Annotated in this window: 17 protein-coding genes; 2 read left to right on the plus strand and 15 right to left on the minus strand. The window is 29.1% G+C overall.

What is annotated here, in order from left to right:
* Positions 1 to 2: 2 nt before the first annotated feature.
* From plsX to I4U89_RS07715, 5 genes are all read right to left on the minus strand, one after another.
* Complete coding sequence (gene plsX, locus I4U89_RS07695) at positions 3 to 1,010, minus strand: phosphate acyltransferase PlsX (protein ID WP_195939803.1); 1,008 nt, start codon at positions 1,008 to 1,010, stop codon at positions 3 to 5.
* Positions 1,011 to 1,021: 11 nt separating this feature from the next.
* Positions 1,022 to 1,579, minus strand: coding sequence for a transcription factor FapR (gene fapR, locus I4U89_RS07700; protein ID WP_195939804.1), 558 nt, complete (start codon positions 1,577 to 1,579; stop codon positions 1,022 to 1,024).
* Positions 1,580 to 1,724: 145 nt separating this feature from the next.
* On the minus strand, positions 1,725 to 1,901 hold the full coding sequence (gene rpmF / locus I4U89_RS07705; RefSeq protein ID WP_071119670.1) for a 50S ribosomal protein L32: 177 nt from the start codon (positions 1,899 to 1,901) through the stop codon (positions 1,725 to 1,727).
* 13 nt (positions 1,902 to 1,914) lie between these two features.
* Positions 1,915 to 2,442 carry a YceD family protein gene (locus I4U89_RS07710; RefSeq protein WP_092924402.1) on the minus strand — a complete coding sequence of 176 codons (528 nt, stop codon included), beginning with the start codon at positions 2,440 to 2,442 and terminating at the stop codon, positions 1,915 to 1,917.
* A 149-nt stretch (positions 2,443 to 2,591) separates the two neighbouring features.
* The gene (locus I4U89_RS07715) at positions 2,592 to 3,788 is read right to left on the minus strand and encodes an acetate/propionate family kinase (RefSeq protein ID WP_195939805.1); all 1,197 of its coding nucleotides are present in this window, start codon (positions 3,786 to 3,788) and stop codon (positions 2,592 to 2,594) included.
* Positions 3,789 to 4,201: 413 nt separating this feature from the next.
* Between I4U89_RS07715 and I4U89_RS07720 the strand changes: the two genes are divergently transcribed.
* On the plus strand, positions 4,202 to 5,482 hold the full coding sequence (locus I4U89_RS07720; RefSeq protein WP_195939806.1) for a nucleotidyltransferase: 1,281 nt from the start codon (positions 4,202 to 4,204) through the stop codon (positions 5,480 to 5,482).
* Positions 5,483 to 5,539: 57 nt separating this feature from the next.
* Here I4U89_RS07720 and I4U89_RS07725 read toward each other — a convergent pair whose 3' ends face one another.
* From I4U89_RS07725 to I4U89_RS07750, 6 genes are all read right to left on the minus strand, one after another.
* Positions 5,540 to 6,931: an FAD-binding oxidoreductase gene (locus I4U89_RS07725; RefSeq protein ID WP_195939807.1), complete on the minus strand. Its 1,392-nt coding sequence runs from the start codon at positions 6,929 to 6,931 to the stop codon at positions 5,540 to 5,542.
* Between the two features lie 11 nt (positions 6,932 to 6,942).
* The gene (locus I4U89_RS07730) at positions 6,943 to 8,154 is read right to left on the minus strand and encodes an electron transfer flavoprotein subunit alpha/FixB family protein (protein WP_195939808.1); all 1,212 of its coding nucleotides are present in this window, start codon (positions 8,152 to 8,154) and stop codon (positions 6,943 to 6,945) included.
* A gap of 12 nt (positions 8,155 to 8,166) precedes the next feature.
* The gene (locus I4U89_RS07735; protein ID WP_195939809.1) at positions 8,167 to 8,955 is read right to left on the minus strand and encodes an electron transfer flavoprotein subunit beta/FixA family protein; all 789 of its coding nucleotides are present in this window, start codon (positions 8,953 to 8,955) and stop codon (positions 8,167 to 8,169) included.
* Positions 8,956 to 8,971: 16 nt separating this feature from the next.
* Positions 8,972 to 10,246, minus strand: a complete 1,275-nt coding sequence (gene larA, locus I4U89_RS07740; protein ID WP_195939810.1) for a nickel-dependent lactate racemase — start codon at positions 10,244 to 10,246, stop codon at positions 8,972 to 8,974.
* Between the two features lie 18 nt (positions 10,247 to 10,264).
* The gene (locus tag I4U89_RS07745) at positions 10,265 to 11,818 is read right to left on the minus strand and encodes an L-lactate permease (RefSeq protein ID WP_195939811.1); all 1,554 of its coding nucleotides are present in this window, start codon (positions 11,816 to 11,818) and stop codon (positions 10,265 to 10,267) included.
* A gap of 128 nt (positions 11,819 to 11,946) precedes the next feature.
* On the minus strand, positions 11,947 to 12,663 hold the full coding sequence (locus tag I4U89_RS07750; RefSeq protein ID WP_195939812.1) for a FadR/GntR family transcriptional regulator: 717 nt from the start codon (positions 12,661 to 12,663) through the stop codon (positions 11,947 to 11,949).
* A gap of 102 nt (positions 12,664 to 12,765) precedes the next feature.
* Here I4U89_RS07750 and I4U89_RS07755 point away from each other — a divergent pair, with 102 nt between their 5' ends.
* A complete protein-coding gene (locus tag I4U89_RS07755; RefSeq protein WP_195939813.1) occupies positions 12,766 to 13,965 on the plus strand; it encodes a nucleoside recognition domain-containing protein in 1,200 nt (399 codons plus the stop codon).
* Positions 13,966 to 13,991: 26 nt separating this feature from the next.
* Here the strand turns inward: I4U89_RS07755 and I4U89_RS07760 are convergent, their stop codons facing one another.
* The 4 genes from I4U89_RS07760 to recG are packed head-to-tail and all read right to left on the minus strand — an operon-like array spanning position 13,992 to position 17,716.
* A complete protein-coding gene (locus I4U89_RS07760; RefSeq protein WP_195939814.1) occupies positions 13,992 to 14,516 on the minus strand; it encodes a hypothetical protein in 525 nt (174 codons plus the stop codon).
* A gap of 2 nt (positions 14,517 to 14,518) precedes the next feature.
* Positions 14,519 to 15,016: a pantetheine-phosphate adenylyltransferase gene (gene coaD / locus I4U89_RS07765; protein WP_166505864.1), complete on the minus strand. Its 498-nt coding sequence runs from the start codon at positions 15,014 to 15,016 to the stop codon at positions 14,519 to 14,521.
* Between the two features lie 50 nt (positions 15,017 to 15,066).
* On the minus strand, positions 15,067 to 15,618 hold the full coding sequence (gene rsmD / locus I4U89_RS07770) for a 16S rRNA (guanine(966)-N(2))-methyltransferase RsmD (protein ID WP_195939815.1): 552 nt from the start codon (positions 15,616 to 15,618) through the stop codon (positions 15,067 to 15,069).
* A 40-nt stretch (positions 15,619 to 15,658) separates the two neighbouring features.
* Positions 15,659 to 17,716, minus strand: coding sequence for an ATP-dependent DNA helicase RecG (gene recG, locus I4U89_RS07775; RefSeq protein ID WP_195939816.1), 2,058 nt, complete (start codon positions 17,714 to 17,716; stop codon positions 15,659 to 15,661).
* Between the last annotated feature and the right edge of the window lie 22 nt (positions 17,717 to 17,738).

Here is a 17,738-nt window from a genome sequence, read left to right on the forward strand (position 1 = left end):
TTTTATTCTTCGCTTTCTTTGTTAACTACTACAAAATCCTTTATATCTTGTAGCACGTTTCCTTTAGCAAATTTTATTCCTTGATTTATAGCATTTTTTATAGCTCTTGAATCTGAACTGCCATGTGCTTTTATAACTCCTCCATTAACTCCTAATAAAGGTGCTCCTCCATATTCAGCATAATCCATAAATGATTTTAATTTTCTTAGATCATCCTTTAAAAGCATTGCTCCTAATTTACCTTTTGTACTTGATAGGAATGTTTCTTTTAAAAGTCCCATTACAGATATTGCAACACCCTCTGCTGATTTTAGAAGTATATTACCTGTAAACCCATCACAAACAATTATATCTGTATAATCATTTATTACATCTCTTGCTTCTACATTTCCTATAAAGTTTAAGTCTACATTTTTTAATTCTTCATAAGCTTTTTTTACTAAATCATTTCCTTTTCCTTCTTCTAGTCCTACATTAGCTAAAGCTACTCTAGGATTAGAAATACCTAAAACTTTTTTAGCATATATATTACTCATAGCTGCAAACTCTACTAAGTTTCTTGGTTTACAATCTGCATTAGCCCCACCATCAGCTATAAGAGTCATTCCTTTTTTAGCATTTGGTATAGCTGGACATAAACAAGGTCTATCTATACCTTTAATTCTACCTACTACAAATAGTCCACCAGCAAGTAATGCTCCCGTATTTCCCGCTGATATAACTGCATCTGCATATCCTTCTTTTACAAGTCTAAGTGCAACAACCATTGATGAATCTTTTTTAGATCTTATGGCTTTTACTGGCTTATCTTCATTTTCTATAATTTCTGTTGTATGAATTATTTCAAGTTTTTCTTTATCAAAATCATATTTTGAGAATTCTTTTTCTAATATATCTTTATCTCCAGTTATTACTAAATTTATTCCATATTCTTTTATTGCATTAACTGCACCTTCTACATTAGATTGTGGTGCATTATCTCCACCCATACCATCAATTACTATTTTCATATATTCTCCTCCTAATCTAATTCTTCAAATATAAATTTTCCTCTAAATATTTGCTCTTGCGCTTTATTATTAATAACAACTTTGACATAATGCTTTGTACCTACATTTTTATAGATTTCAGCCTTTGCTATAAGTCTATCCTTTTGCTCTATTAATTTCAAACATTTAACATTTGCAAATCTCATTATTACCTTTGGTGCATCTACTATAGCCATTGCTAATGAGTCTGCCATAGAAAATATATATGTATCCTTTAAAGTATTAGTTTTAGAATAAAGCATATCTTCTGTAATTTCTAGCATAGATATCCCTAATTTACCTACTGATAAATCAATTATTTCTCCTGTAATTTCCTTAATCCCAAGAGTTTTTACCTTTGAACTTTCTGCTTCTGCAATAGTCTTAACTCTTTCCCTAAGTTCAGGTATATTCAGACTCATTCTATCTAGCCTTATAGTTTGAATACTAACTTCAAATAGACTAGCTAACTCTTCGTCTGTATAAAAAGGGTCAGCCTGTAACATTTCTACTAATTCCTTTTGTCTTTGGGCTTTACTTTTCTTTTTCATATTACCTCCAAGTTTTTATAGCTGTAATTAGTACCAGCTACTAATAGTAGTATATAGTATCACAATAAAATTAGCAATACTTTTTTATTATTTTTTGTTTAAACAAAAAAAACATGTAGAGTAATCTACATGTTTTTAGAAGTTATTATTCAGATACAACTTCTTTACCTTTATAATATCCACAGTCTGGACATACTCTATGTGGTAATTTTGGCTCATGACATTGTGGGCAACTTACAAATCCAGTTGCTACCATTTTAGAGTTAGCTGCTCTTCTCATTTTAGTTTTTGATTTAGATGTTTTACGCTTTGGTACTGCCATTTACGCCACCTCCTTAGTCGTTTTTAAATATATCTTTTAATTTAGCAAAACGGGGATCAATATTCTCCTCGTCGTTCGCAGTTTCAGTGCAAGAACAATTTTCTTTATTAAGATTTGCTCCGCATCCTTGACAAAGTCCCATACAATCTTCATCACAAAGAACTCTTGGTGGTATTTTAAAGTCTAATGTTTGTTGTATAAGTTCTATAATATCTACAACTTGTCCATCATAGATGAATGCATCATCATCTTCAAAACTATCTTCATCATAGTCTTCTTTTACTAAAAAACCATTTATAGAGTATTCTATTGGTACTTCGACATCTTCTAAGCATCTTGAACATTGGTCAAGAATTGTAAAATCTACATCTACATCTAGGTATAATCCATTTTTAGTAGATGATATTTTACCATTTAAATTTATTGGTGAAACTAACTTATAGTTGTTATCACAATAACTAATAGTATCAACTTTTTGAGAAAAATTCAAGTCTAATTTGTCAGTTTCTCTTCTTATTAATTTATCTAGACTGATTTGCATTGTATTCACCTCAATCCACTACCAATTTATTATACAAATTTAGTAGATGTTTGTCAAGTATTTTTACTTGATAGATATTTTGAAAATGTTGTAAGACATAATTTAAGGTAGGCTTTAACCTACCTTAAATATATTATAACCCATTACAATTATTTTACTAATTCAACAGTATCTCTTGCTATCATTAACTCTTCGTTAGTTGGTATTAATAATATCTTAACTCTAGAGTCATCTGTAGATATTACTCTTTCTTTTCCTCTAACTTTGTTAGCTTCTTTATCTAAGTTCATTCCTAAGAATTCCATGTTAGAAGCTATTGATTCTCTTATTTCTATACCATTTTCACCAACACCAGCAGTAAATACAACAGCGTCAACTCCGTTCATTTCTGCAGCATAAGCTCCTATGTATTTTTGAACTCTTTGAACGTATGCATCTAAAGCAACTTGAGCTTTTTCATCACCGTTTGAAGCAGCTCCTTCTATATCTCTAAAGTCACTAGATATACCAGTCATTCCGTATACTCCTGACTTTTTGTTCATTAAATCAGATAATCCTTTAGCATCTAATCCTTCTTTTTCCATTAAGAATGGTAATATAGCAGCATCTATATCTCCACATCTAGTTCCCATTATTAATCCTTCAAGTGGAGTGAATCCCATAGATGTATCAACACACTTACCACCATCAACAGCAGCTATAGAAGCTCCATTTCCTAAGTGACAAGTTATTATCTTAACGTCTTCTATGTTCTTTCCAAGCATTGCAGCAGCTCTTTGAGATACATACTTGTGAGAAGTTCCGTGGAATCCGTATCTTCTTACACCGTACTTAGTGTATAATTCATGAGGTAATCCGTATAAGTAAGATTTTTTAGGCATAGTTTGGTGGAAAGCAGTATCAAATACTCCTACCATTGGTACACCTGGAAGTATTTCTTCACAAGCTTTTATACCCATTATATTAGCTGGGTTGTGAAGTGGTGCTAATTCTACACACTCTTCTAATGCAGCCATAACTTCATCAGTTATCTTAACTGAAGAAGCGAACTTTTCTCCACCGTGAACTACTCTGTGTCCTACAGCTTCAACTTCGCTTATTTCTTTAACTCCACCGAATTTAGCATCAACAACACCGTCTAATACTAACTTTATAGCATCTTGATGGTTTTTCATTGGTTGTTCTATTATTAATTTACCTTCAACACCATCTTTTTCTTGCTTAAGTATAGAACCTTCTATACCTATTCTTTCAACTAATCCTATACATAAAACTTCTTCATTTGACATATCTATTAATTGATATTTTAATGAAGAACTACCACAGTTTAATACTAATACTTTCATTAGTATACCTCCTTAAAATTTTATGAATAATATGTAAAAAGCCTTTTAGGCTAACATTTACAAATTTACTTTTTGTATACAGTAAACATTCTTTAACACTAATTAATATATCACTTTTTATTATAAAAGTACAGTACATTATCTATTTATTTGAAAATTTATTAAATTTAGTTCATAAATTAAAAGTATAAATTTTATTATATATAAATAGTATATTGACTGTATTTAATATATTTTGTATTTATATGTTTTATATATTTACTTTATTTAAATATTTTTGCTTAACATAGATTATTTTTCTCTATTTGTTATAATATTATAATATATTATTTAAATTATTTTTTTACAATATAGTTAGATTTCTACATATATTGTAATTACTATATTATAATATTAACACAAGGAGAATCATTATGAATATACTTGGAGTAATAGTTGAGTACAATCCATTTCACAATGGACATTTACACCATTTAAATAAATCTAAACAATTAACAAAAGCTACTCACACAGTTGCTATTATGAGCGGAAACTTTTTACAAAGAGGTGAACCAGCCTTATTTGATAAATATACTAGAGCTCGTATGGCAGTTGAAAATGGTGTAGATTTAGTTCTTGAGCTTCCTACTTTATATGCTTGTCAGTCTGCTGAAATATTTGCCCACGGTGCAATAACAACTTTAAATTCACTAAATTGTATAGATTCAATTTGTTTTGGTAGTGAAGAAGGAAGTATTGATATTTTGTATACTATAGCTAAAATACTAGTTGATGAGCCGGATGAATTTAAAGTAAATTTAAAAAAATACTTAGATGAAGGTATGCTTTATCCTAGTGCACGTAGTATGTCTTTATTTGACTATATATCTAAACATAATTTAATAGACATCTCAAAAGATAAACTTTTAAATGTATTAAATTCCTCTAATAATATTTTAGGTCTAGAATACATAAAATGTCTACTAAAATTAAATAGTAATATAAAGCCTTTTACAATTTCTAGGATTCAAGCTTCATACAACTCTAAAAATATAACTAGTGATATTTGTTCTGCTACTGCTATAAGAAAATCTTTAAAAGATAACAATGATTTATCACTTATAAATAATGTAGTTCCTAGCCAAACTTATAATATACTTAATGAAAAAATTAATAATAATTTTTTACCTATGTTTGATGAAGCTTACTTTGATATTATAAAATCTATTGTAGCTAGAGATATTAATATATTAGATAAATATTTTGAAGTTAACGAAGGAATAGAGAATAAAATATACCAAAATATATTTAGATCTAATTCACTTGATGAACTTCACTTATCTATAAAAAGCAAAAGATATACATTAACTAAAATAAAGAGAACTCTTAATAATATACTACTTGGAATAACTAAAGAAGTTATGAATTACATTAAAGATATAAGTACCGTTCCTTATATAAGAGTTCTAGCTTTTAACGATAAAGGTAGAGAAATATTAAAGGCTATTAAAAAAAATTCTGAAGTAAATATAGTTAATAAATTATCTAAAGCATCATTTTCTATGGATGATAAATTATTTAAAACTTTACTTGATTATGATATAAAGTCTAGTAATATATATAATTTAATTTACTATAAAAACAATCCTACTTTATTAAAGGGTCCTATGGATTATTATATATCTCCTATATACATTAAAGATAATAATAATTAAAATCTATTTACAAATAAAAAAGCACAGTTTATTCTGCGCTTTTTTATTTAGTTTAAATTAATATATTTTACTTGGATTTAATATACTTTTATGATCAAAAGCAGTTTTTATACTTTTTATAAGATCCATATAAGGTTCACTTTGAGATTCATGTAAATATTCTTTTTTAGCATAGCCTATTCCATGTTCTCCTGAGACTTGCCCTCTAAGCTCTCTTGATTTTTCATACATACAATCAAAGCTTTCTTTTAATTTTAACTTCCAAGTTTCATCATCCATATCATCTCTTAATGTATAAACATGAAGATTACCGTCTCCTGCATGCCCAAAGCTCTTTATTCTTACATTTAATTCTTTTTGTAAATCATGAGTATATCTTATAAAATCAGCAACTTTATCTCTAGGTACTACAACATCACATTCGTCCATCTCTGTTGTAGATGCTTTTATAGCTTCTAAAAATGCTCCTCTTGCTGACCATATAGATTCATTTCTTTCTTGTGTATCAGATATAAATACATCATATGCTCCATTTTCTAAGCATAAGTGTGCAACCTTTTCATATTCTTTTTCTATATCTTCTTTACTATTTCCATCAAACTTTAATAGTAGGTACGCATCTGAAGTATTATCCGGGAAAGATTTCCCTAAAAATTCTTCTGCTGCAAGTATTACATCCCTTTCCATAAACTCTATTGCTGTTGGTATAGATTTTGATTTTATTATTTTAGGTACTGTTTCTATTGCTGTTGGTAAATCCTTAAAAGGAATTAGTAAACTTATATCTTTTTTAGGAAGAGGTAAAAGTTTAAGTATTGCCTTTGTTACTATTCCTAATGTTCCTTCTGAACCTACAATTAAATCTTTTATACTATATCCAGAACTATTTTTTACTACCTTTCCACCTATATTAACAATATCGCCATTAGGAAGTACAACTTCAAGTCCTCTTACATAGTCTCTTGTAACTCCATATTTAACAGCTCTCATTCCCCCTGCATTAGTATTTATGTTTCCACCTATTGTGGCACTTTTTTCACCTGGATCTGGTGGATAAAATAAATCTCTTTCTTGAACATATTGTCCTATAGTCATTAAAAGTACTCCTGGTTCTACTGTTAATGTTAGATTTTCTTCATCTAATTCTAATATTTTGTTCATTTTGCTTAAATTAATCATTATACCACCATGAATTGCTACAGAAGCACCAACAAGCCCTGTTCCTTGTCCTCTTGGTGTTACAGGTATATTATTTTTATAGGCATATTTCATTATTTTAGATACTTGTTCTGTATTATATACATTAACAAGTACCTCTGGATATTTTTCCACTCCTCCTAATTCATCATGTGAAAAATCTTCACTTATATCTTCACCTGCAAAGACTTCTTCTTCTCCACAAGTATCTATTAAAAACCTAATATCATCATTATCTATTTTTTTATACATAGCTATCCCCCCTATTCTTCTACGGATAATGCCACTTCTGATTGTTTTTGTTCTATTTTATCTATTAATTTAGGAACAATTTCATATATATCACCTACTAGTGCTAAATGAGCAACATCAAATATCGGCGCTTTTTCATCTTTATTTATTGCTACTATGTAATCAGAACCTTGCATACCTGCTACAAACTGAACAGCCCCAGATACCCCACAAGTAATTATAAGTTTAGGTTTTACAGTTCTTCCACTAAGACCTATTTGTCTTCTAGCATCTATCCATCCAGCTTCTATTAATGGTCTAGTTCCTGCAACTCGTGCTCCTAGTTTATCTGCTAATTTGTATATCATATCCATATCTTCTTGCTTTTTAATAGCTCTACTTGCAACTACTATAACTTCTGCTTCTTCAAGACCTACCTCTTTAGTTTTAGGCTTACTATCTAATACATTTATATTTGATACTAATTTTTCCTTACTAATACTACATAATGTTATCTTTCCCTTTGGACTTTCAACTTCTTCTGGTGCTGAGAATATTTTATATCTTACTGTCGCAAACTGAGGTCTATTATTTGGAGTATGAATATGAGCCATTATATTTCCCCCAAATGCTGGTCTTATTTGGTCTAAGTCTGTATTTTCTTGAATATCAAGTATTGTACAATCTGCTGTAAGCCCAGTTTTAAACCTAGCCGCAAGCCTTGGTGCTAAAGACCTCCCAAGTGTAGTTCCCCCTACTAACATTATCGTAGGTTTTATATTATTTATAAAATCTTCAACTGCCCTAGAATATGGTTCTATTCTAAAATGTTCAAATTCTGGACTATCATAGATAAATACTTCATCTACTCCATAAGATATTAGTTTATCACATTTATCTTTTATATCTTTACCTACAAATATACAATATACTGGATGATTTACTTTCTTAGCCATTTCACGAGCCTTACCTATAAGTTCATAGGTTACAGGATGTATATCTCCTTCATGGTGGTCTACATATACAGCTATTCCTTTCCATTCATCCTTGTTTATCTCTTTTTTTAAATTTTCTACAAATTCAAAAGCTCCCTTTGGCCCCTTTTTAACGCAAATCTTACACATTTTACAAGCTGGATTTATTTCTATTTTTTGGTCAATTAATTCTATGGCATTAAATGGACACAGTTTTAAAACTTCATCTGTATTATCTATTTTCTCTTGATTTATTACTATTTTAGCCATATAAATCCCCCCTTATATTAACTTTAACTCCTTAAGCTTATTTACTAATTTTTCACTTATTTCTTCACTACTTCCTCTTAAAACTTCTTTTTTATTATTAGAAGTTGGAGGGAATATTCTTAATACTTGAGTTGGTGAACCATTAAGTCCATAATTGTTTTCATCTTGATCCTCAAAATCACTTAAGCTATACATAGGTATTTCTCTATCTTTAGTGTCTAACTTTAATTTAAAAGAAGGTAATCTTGGCTCATATATGCCCTTTTCAACAGTTATTAGGCATGGATAATTTATTTCACATTCTTCTAATGTATTTGGCATATCACACTCAACTACTATACTTTTATCTTTAATTTCTATTATTTTAGTTACATTTGTAATATGCGGTATATTTAAAAATTCAGCTATTTCTGGTCCAACTTGAGCTGTATCTCCATCAGTAGTTTGCTTTCCACATATTATTAAATCTGGATTTCCTACTTTTTTTATACCTTGAGATAATGTATAGGAAGTTGCAAGTACATCAGCACCTGCAAATTTTCTATCACTAAGTATAGCTCCCTCATCTACTCCCATCATAAAACTTTCTTCTACAATTTGTTTTGCTTGTGGTGGTCCCATTGTTAATACCTTTAAAATTGCACCCTTTTTTTCTTTTATTTTAAGTGCTGTTTCTAATGCATATAAATCATATGGATTCATTTTAGAATCTATACCATCTCTTTTAAGCACACCTGTTTTTTCATCTACTTCAACTTCAGAAGTTCCTGGAACTTGCTTAATACATGTTAAAATTTCCATACTTTATCCCCCTTATCTATTTAACTATTACAGATACTCCATCAGGAATAACTACAACCTTTGAATCCCTTCCCTTTATATTAAATGCCATATTTAAAGCCTCTTCAAAGTTTGATGCATGCTTCATATGCATATTCTCTATCATATCTTTATCACACATATCTGTTACCATTATTACAGTGTAATTTTCAAGTATTCTAGCTAATATTTGAAACTCCCATTGATCTGGTACAGTATCTCCTCTACTTACCTTTCTTACCTTTTCTAAAACTTCTTTTGGTGATTTAGCATTTGCTATATTATCATAAAAAGATTGACCTCCATGACCATCATTGCAGGCAGATATCATAATTATTACTCCACCTTCATTACATGTAGCCTCTGCTGCAGTCATTCCTTTTACAGACTGATATATGTTTTGATCAAGCGGATACCCTCCATTAGTACTAACAACTATATCAGCTTTATGAGATTTAACTTTAGATAACTCTGTTACAAATTCACATCCTTTTTTATGTGCTTTTTCTACATCTCCAGCAAAAGATGCTATAACATTTTTATCTTGATCTATTACAACATTTAGTATGAAAGCAAGCTTTGATACTTTAGCTGCATATACCATATCCTCGTGAATAGGATTATTTTTTAATGTTCCAGTTCTGGCATTTTTATTATCTATAAAATCACTACAGTGGTTATACATTATAGTTTTTGCTGATGCTATACCTGGTAATATACTTTTTCTACCTCCTGAAAAACCTGCAAAAAAGTGAGGTTCTATAAAACCTTCTGCTATTAATAAATCTGCTTCTTTAACTAATTTATTTAGATATAAATCTCCACCAGATGGCAATACTCCCATTTTTTCCATCTGTGAATCATCTGTTGATATATGCATTATTATTTCTTCATTTTCTACTATTTCCTCACCCATTTTATAAATTAATTCTTCTTTTGTACTTTCTCTATGAAACCCTGTAGCAATTAATATTTTTATACTTGCATCTTTATTTACTTTTCTTATTCTTTTTAAAATTATTGGCATAGTAACTTTACTTGGTACAGGTCTTGTGTGATCACTAGTTATTATGACTATACTTTTTTTATCTCTTGCTAATTCCTCCAGTTTCTTAGAGCCTATTGGATTATCTAATGAATTTTCTACTATTTCTCCTTGAGTGTTATTGACTTTATATGTATGTGCTTTAGATTGAAGTGTCATTACGAAATTTTCATCTGGAATATTTAAAATCATTCCCTCTTTAGAATACGGAACTTTTAAAGTAGGCATATTTTCCCCCTTATATTTTTATATCTTTAAATAACTTCCAAAATAAACTAATACTCCTAATATTACTACATATACTAAACAAAACTTAAGAGTTGAGTTTAATATTTTACCTTCTTTTCCTATTAACCCTGTAGCAGATGTTGCTATAGCTATACTTTGAGGCGATATCATTTTTCCGGCTGTTGCCCCTGCAGTATTTGCTGCTGCTATCCAATATGGGTCTATTCCTAGAGATGTAGCTGATTGAGATTGTAATCCCCCAAACAATATATTTGCTGATGTGTCACTACCTGTTACAAATGTACCTATTGAGCCTAAAAGTGGTGATATTACAGGATAAAATGATCCAGTTATTGCACTTAGCCCAAAAGATATTGATGCTGTCATTGTGCTGTAAGACATAAGTTTTGATATAGCAACTATAGATGTTATAGTTATAAAAGATTTAGATAACTGTTTTACAGTTCTTATAAATACATTTATCATGGTAGATACTTTTACTCTTTGTATTAATCCACCTATGAATGTAGCAACTATTATTACAATACCTGGTGTATTTATCCATATAAATTCAGTTGTTGCTGCTCCTTCTCCTGTGTATATTTTAAATTGACTTGTAAATCTAGCTAAAAATTCATTTATAGATGGGAACAATGGACTTGCTGCTAAAATTAAAACACATAGTAATATGTATGGAAGCCAAGCTAATATACCCTCTTTTGTACTTACACTGACTTTTGATGCTACGCTTCCTTTTATGCTATTTTCTTCTTCTGATATATCTTTTCTTTTATTCATTGCTTTTGCCATAAGAATTGTAATTAACATACTACATAAACTTCCTATAAGAGCAGGTAATTCAGCTCCTAGATATTTTGCTATAAATATTTGAGGTAATGCAAATGCTAACCCTGATGCTAAGGTTATTAAAAATACTCCTTTTAATGCTTTAAGGCTTTTCTTAGTTAAAATTACTAATACAAAAGGTATTACTATTATGAATGGTGCTAATTGAATTGCTGTTAAATAACTTAATCTCATTACGTCTAGCCCCGTCACTGATGCTAATGTACTTACAGGTATACCTATTGCTCCAAAAGCAGTTGGTACTGTATTAGCTATAAGACATATTATAGCTGCAAATATGGGATTAAATCCTAAAGATGCTAATATACTTGCTGGTATTGCAACTGCTGTGCCATATCCTGCAACAGCTTCTAAAAATCCACCAAATCCCCAAGCTAATATAAGTACTTGTATTCTGTCATCTGTTGTAATACTAGATAGCATTTGTTTCATAGTATCCATAGTTTTAGTTTCAACTGCTAAATTATAAGTAAATAGCGCTGCAACTATAACTAAAAGAATTGGCCATAATGCAACTAATACTCCTTCTATGGATGCCGTAACCGCATCTACAAATGGCATTTTCCAAAATACCATAGCTATAATAAATGTTAATATAACTGTTGCAAAGCAGGTTTTATGTGCTGGTAGTTTCATTATCCCTAAAGATGCAATTAACCATATTATCGGTATTATAGCTATTAAAAATAATACATACTCGTTCATCAAGTACCTCCTATATATTATATTTTATGTCGGTAACTTGAATGATGGTCAGTGGTATTACCACTTATATTTTATATAATATAAGATATATTTATAAACCGCAATAATTGATTGAAAATTAACAATTTTCAACCAATAGTTTTTATATAGCTTTCTCTTATATTTTCCATATGTCTTTTCATCTCCTCATAAGCTAATATCGGATCATTTTTACTTATTCCTTCATATATTCTTCTGTGATTTTCAAATAACAGCTCTTCATCTCTATAATTCTCTATAATTTTTTCTCTTGCATCCTCTATAAACCTTTTAAATAATTTAGACGACGTTATAAATACACTTTCTATAAGATAATTTTTGCTTATAGATGCTATTTTATTGTGAAATCTTTGATCAAGTTGGATTATTTTCTTACTATTGTATTTTTTAACGCTATTTTCTTTCCTCATTGCATCTATTATGTTTTTTAACTCTTTACAATCTTCTTTTGTTGCTTTTATTGCTGCTATTTTTACAGTTTGTAATTCTAACACCTCTCTTAATTCCAATACATTTTGCCATGTACCTTCATTTAATTTAAATACCATAGATAGAGGTTCTATTAGTGACTTTTCTATATTAGTACATATAAAGTTTCCATCACCTTGTTTACTTTCAACTACCCCCATAGTCTCTAATACTCTTATCGCTTCTCTAATAGATGTTCTACTTACACTCATCTGCTCTGATAGTTCTCTTTCTGATGGTAGCTTATCTCCTTTTTTTAATTCCCCGTTTAATATTTTATCTTGTATTTGCTCTATTACAAGTTCATAAACTTTCTTATTTGAAATATTAACAAACATGATATCCCCCTTAAATTTATATTATTTATGTATTTTTTCTCATATATATCCACTTCTTTAAATATACTTGTCTTATACTATATATTTTATTAGGTGATGCTTATGAAGAAAAGAAAAATTATATGTTTTTTTGTTCCTATATGTATCGTTTTATTAATTATACTTGGAATAATTATTTTTCCTAACGATTCCTTAGAAGCTGCTAAGGAAGGCATAGAAATTTGGACCACAATACTAATACCTTCTTTACTTCCATTTATTATAGGTGCAAACTTGATTGTTGATTTAAAAATCGTCGATATAATTGGATTTATAATAAACCCTTTTACTAAGTTTATCTTTAATGTTTCTGGAAAAAGTGCCTTAGTCTTTCTTGTATCAACAGTTTCTGGATATCCTGTAGGTGCAAAACTTGCCTCAGAGCTTAGACTTAATTCTCAAATTTCTAAGGATGAAGGCCAAAGGCTAATTTCTTTTTGCTCTACATCTGGTCCACTATTTATAATAGGTGCTGTAGCGACTGGTATGTTTAAAAACCCTAACCTTGGATATTTAATGATTATTTGTCATTACTTAGGTTCTATATCTATAGGATTGTTTTTTAGAGGTTACGGTAAAGATATTATTTCTAGTTCGTCTATCTCCTTAAAAACTAATATTAAAAATACAATAAATACTCGTTACTCTAATGGTCAAGGTTTTTTTGTTCTCTTTGGAAATGCTGTAAATAGTGGTGTTAATACACTACTTATGATTGGTGGTTTTGTAATAGTATTTTCAGTAATTTTTAAGGTACTTACATTATTTAAAATAGTTGATGTTATTGCTTTTGTCCTATATATTCCTCTATCTCTTTTAGGATTTACAAAAGAACTTTGTTACGGTCTTATAAGTGGCTTGTTTGAAATGACTATAGGTTGTAATAAAATATCATCTGTTTCTAATGTTTCAGAGGCTTTAAAAGCGTCTCTAGCTAGTTTTTTAATAGGTTTTAGTGGTATCTCTATACTTGCCCAATGTTGTACCTTTATATCAAAAACAGATATTAACGTACCTATATACATATTAAGTAAATTTTTTCATGGAATTATATCAGGGATTCTTACATTTTTACTATACCCTTTAATAGAATCAATTTCACTTGTGTCTAATTTCTCTAGTACTTATAACTATATATACCATGGTAGTGTATCTAATTTTTATTTATCTAATTACAGTACAGTACTTTTAACAATATTTATAGTTTATATTTTAAATCTTCTTTCAAGGCTAGAAAAGGTCGCTATAAAAAAAGAAAGCTAACACTTTCTTTTTTTATAGCATTTATATTATTGTTCTGGATTTAACTCTAATCTATCTCTTGATACTTCTTCTAGTAAATCCTTTATATTATGTTCTAAACTTAAAAGTACATTGTCAGCATACTCTATAGATCCAAGTCTTATTTCACCTGCTATTCTTTCTGCTCTTGCTATCATTTCTTTAGCTTGTAATTCTGCTTTTTGAATAGGTTCACTTGATTCTAAGTAAGCATTTAAAATTTCATCAGAATTTTTCTTTAACTCTTCTACTTTTTCATTGTACTCATCTTGTATTCTTTGTGCTTCTTTTTTAGCTTGTTCCACTAATTCTTGTGCTTCTATTTTTGCATCATTTATTATTTTGTGTCTTTCTTTATTAATCCATGTTGCTTGCTTTACTTCTTCTGGAACTAATGATTTTATTTCACCTATAACACCTAATACTTCATTTTTATCTATACCAGACTTTTGAGAAAAAGGTATTGAAGATGCATTATTTATCATACTTTCTAATTCATCTAACAATTCAATTATTTCTAAATCTACATACATAGTTACTTCCCCCTATTGGTTTTTCTTTTAAGTTCTTCTAATACAACTTCTGGAACTAAGTTTTTTATATCTGCATCAAAGTTTAATACTTCCTTTATTAACGAGGAACTTATAAATGAATACTTTGGATTAGTTGCTAATATTACAGTTTCAATATTAGGATTTAATTCTTTATTCATGTGAGCCATTTGTAGTTCATACTCAACATCAGTACCATTTCTAATTCCTCTTACTAAAGTATCTATACCATGTTCTTCACAATAGTTTACTAAAAGTCCATTAAAGCTTACTATTTTTATATTATCAAGATGATTAGTACATTTTTCTATAAGTTCTACTCTTTCTTCAAAAGTGAACATTCCCTTTTTGTTAGGATTATGAAGCACCCCTATTTGCAACTCATCAAATATTTTAGAAGCTCTACATATTATATCTAAGTGTCCATTAGTTATTGGATCAAAGCTTCCTGCAAATATAGCTTTTCTTATTTTTTTATTCATATTTTTGCTTAGTCCTCCATTTTAACATTGATATTAGGATTTTTTATATTCTATTTTAACTTATAAAATGTTAAAGTTGTATTCCCATACTTTTTATCTCTACTTTTTTCTAAACTGCCTATTTCTTCTGGGAATTTATCTTTAGTATCATGTTCGACTATAATTATACCATCTTCTTTAAGTATATTTGCATTATCTATTTTTTCAAGAGCATCAATAAACATGTCTTTATAATATGGAGGATCCATAAATATAACATCAAATTTATTATTTTTTATTTTAAGCTTACTTATAGCATCCTTGAAATCTAAGTTTAAAACTTCACTTTCATTTTCAAATCTAGCTTTCTTTATATTGGATTTTACCAAAGCTATACTCTCTCTACTTACATCCACAAAGGTACATTTTGAAGCACCTCTAGATAAACACTCTATTCCTAAAGAACCAGTTCCAGCAAATAAGTCTAATATATTACTTTCCATCATATATGGATTTATCATATTAAATAATGACTCTTTAACTCTATCTGTTGTTGGTCTTACATCTTCATTTTTAGGAGTATTTAACTTTAATCCTCTTACTTTTCCTGATATTACTCTCAACGTACCTTCACCTCATTGTATATTTTAGCATAATTTTATATTAATTTAACGAAATTTCTTTAACTATATTCTCAAATTTATTCATAATTTCACGTTTTAAGCCTTTATTTTCATAATTATCTAACTTAGAGTCTTTAGAAAATATAATTCTAGCTTCTTGTTGAGCAAGTTTGAGTATTTTCATGTGTTTAAATATATTTGCAACCTTTAATTCTGGTAAACCATGTTGCCTTGTTCCAAAAAACTCACCTGGTCCTCTTATTTCTAAATCTTTTTCTGATATTTTAAATCCATCATTGGTTTCTTCCATTATAGACATTCGTTGTCTACAAACTTCTGATTTAGAAGCGTATATTAATATACAATAAGACTTATGACTTCCTCTACCTACACGACCTCTTAACTGATGAAGCTGTGCTAACCCAAATCTTTCTGCATTTTCTATTATCATAAGTGTTGCATTTGGAACATTAACTCCAACCTCTATAACTGTTGTTGAAACTAATATATCTATTTCTTTATTTTTAAAACTCTTCATTATAGAATCTTTTTCGCTACCTTTCATCTTTCCATGTAAAAGACCTACTCTAAGATCGCTAAAATATTCAGCCTTAAGCTCATCAACTAGTTCTGTAGCAGCTTTAGCTTCTATAGCTTCACTTTCTTCTACTAAAGGACACACTATATAAACTTGTCTTCCTTTTTCTACTTCTTTTCTAACTAATGAGTTATAAGCTCTATCTCTTTTTCCTTTATCAACTGCTATAGTTTCAATTGGCTGTCTTCCTGGAGGAAGCTCATCTATTATGGATATATCCAAATCTCCATAAAGTATAAGAGCTAACGTTCTTGGTATTGGAGTTGCCGTCATTACTAATATATCTGGATTTTCTCCTTTTTCCGATAATTTGCTTCTTTGTCTAACTCCAAATCTATGTTGTTCATCTGTTATTACTAACCCTAGATTATTAAACTCTACTTTATCTTCAATTAGTGCATGAGTTCCTATTAATATATCTACTTCTTTATTTTTTACTCTTTCTAAAACTTTCTCTTTATTCTTCTTAGTTAAACTACCAACTAGTAATTCTACATTCACTCCAAAAGGCTTTAGAGTCTCTGTAAGAGAAATATAATGTTGTTCAGCTAATATTTCAGTAGGAGCCATTAATGCTCCTTGATATCCATTTAAAATACAATGTGATAATGCTAAGAGAGCTACGACTGTTTTACCTGATCCAACATCACCTTGTACGAGCCTATTCATAGCACTATTTGAATTCATATCATCTATTATTTCATTTAGTGCTCTTTCTTGAGCTTTCGTTAATTTAAATGGCAATGACTCTCTTATTTCTTCTAGCTTTTTATTTTTTAAAAACTTTATACCATCAACTTCACTTACTCCATTTTTAAACATAAATAATCCTAACTGTAGCATTAAAAATTCTTCAAATACGATTCTATATAAAGCAATTTTTAAGGCTTCTTTACTACTTGGATTATGAATATTTCTAACAGCGTAATCTATGCTACATAACTTATATTTTTCTACTATGTTAATTGGAAGATACTCTTTTATATTTATTTCCTTATCATTAAGCACTCCTTTTATTATGCTACTTACTTCTTTATTAGTAACTCCATAAGTTAAAGGATATACAGGTATTATTTTACAGGTAGATTTTGGTGAGTTGCTAAGGTGCTCCACTTCACAAGAAGTTAATTCTACATTTTTAAATTCTTTTTTAACTTTACCAAATGCTAGTATAGTATCTCCAACTTTAAATGCATTTTTTATATATTCTTGATTAAAAAATACTAATTTTGCATAACCTGTTTCATCTCTTACATCTAGCTTAGTTATATTAAGACCTTTTCTAGGAGATGACGTATGACTTCCTACTATAATAGCTTTTATAGTAGCTCTATCTTCATTTTCTAGTTGAGCAATCTTTTTTATATTATTTCTATCTTCAAACTGTCTAGGAAAATAATATAATAGGTCTTTTAACGTAAATATATTCAATTTATTTAGCTTTTGAGCTCTTTTAGGTCCGATTCCTTTTACATACTGTATATCTTTATTTAAATCCATATTATCACCTATTAGATAAAAA

The sequence above is a fragment of the Romboutsia sp. 1001713B170131_170501_G6 genome, from assembly GCF_015668195.1.
In the GTDB taxonomy this organism is placed as follows: Bacteria; Bacillota; Clostridia; order Peptostreptococcales; family Peptostreptococcaceae; genus Romboutsia_C.

Coding starts and splice junctions, on each gene's coding strand:
- I4U89_RS07750 (WP_195939812.1), bottom strand. CDS start 12,663: ATGTTTGTTAATATTTCAAATAAGAAAGTTTATGAACTTGTAATAGAG.
- I4U89_RS07760 (WP_195939814.1), bottom strand. CDS start 14,516: ATGTATGTAGATTTAGAAATAATTGAATTGTTAGATGAATTAGAAAGT.
- coaD (WP_166505864.1), bottom strand. CDS start 15,016: ATGAATAAAAAAATAAGAAAAGCTATATTTGCAGGAAGCTTTGATCCA.
- I4U89_RS07735 (WP_195939809.1), bottom strand. CDS start 8,955: ATGGAAATTTTAACATGTATTAAGCAAGTTCCAGGAACTTCTGAAGTT.
- recG (WP_195939816.1), bottom strand. CDS start 17,716: ATGGATTTAAATAAAGATATACAGTATGTAAAAGGAATCGGACCTAAA.
- I4U89_RS07755 (WP_195939813.1), top strand. CDS start 12,766: ATGAAGAAAAGAAAAATTATATGTTTTTTTGTTCCTATATGTATCGTT.
- rpmF (WP_071119670.1), bottom strand. CDS start 1,901: ATGGCAGTACCAAAGCGTAAAACATCTAAATCAAAAACTAAAATGAGA.
- fapR (WP_195939804.1), bottom strand. CDS start 1,579: ATGAAAAAGAAAAGTAAAGCCCAAAGACAAAAGGAATTAGTAGAAATG.
- I4U89_RS07715 (WP_195939805.1), bottom strand. CDS start 3,788: ATGAAAGTATTAGTATTAAACTGTGGTAGTTCTTCATTAAAATATCAA.
- larA (WP_195939810.1), bottom strand. CDS start 10,246: ATGCCTACTTTAAAAGTTCCGTATTCTAAAGAGGGAATGATTTTAAAT.
- I4U89_RS07720 (WP_195939806.1), top strand. CDS start 4,202: ATGAATATACTTGGAGTAATAGTTGAGTACAATCCATTTCACAATGGA.
- I4U89_RS07745 (WP_195939811.1), bottom strand. CDS start 11,818: ATGAACGAGTATGTATTATTTTTAATAGCTATAATACCGATAATATGG.
- I4U89_RS07710 (WP_092924402.1), bottom strand. CDS start 2,442: ATGCAAATCAGTCTAGATAAATTAATAAGAAGAGAAACTGACAAATTA.
- I4U89_RS07725 (WP_195939807.1), bottom strand. CDS start 6,931: ATGTATAAAAAAATAGATAATGATGATATTAGGTTTTTAATAGATACT.
- I4U89_RS07730 (WP_195939808.1), bottom strand. CDS start 8,154: ATGGCTAAAATAGTAATAAATCAAGAGAAAATAGATAATACAGATGAA.
- plsX (WP_195939803.1), bottom strand. CDS start 1,010: ATGAAAATAGTAATTGATGGTATGGGTGGAGATAATGCACCACAATCT.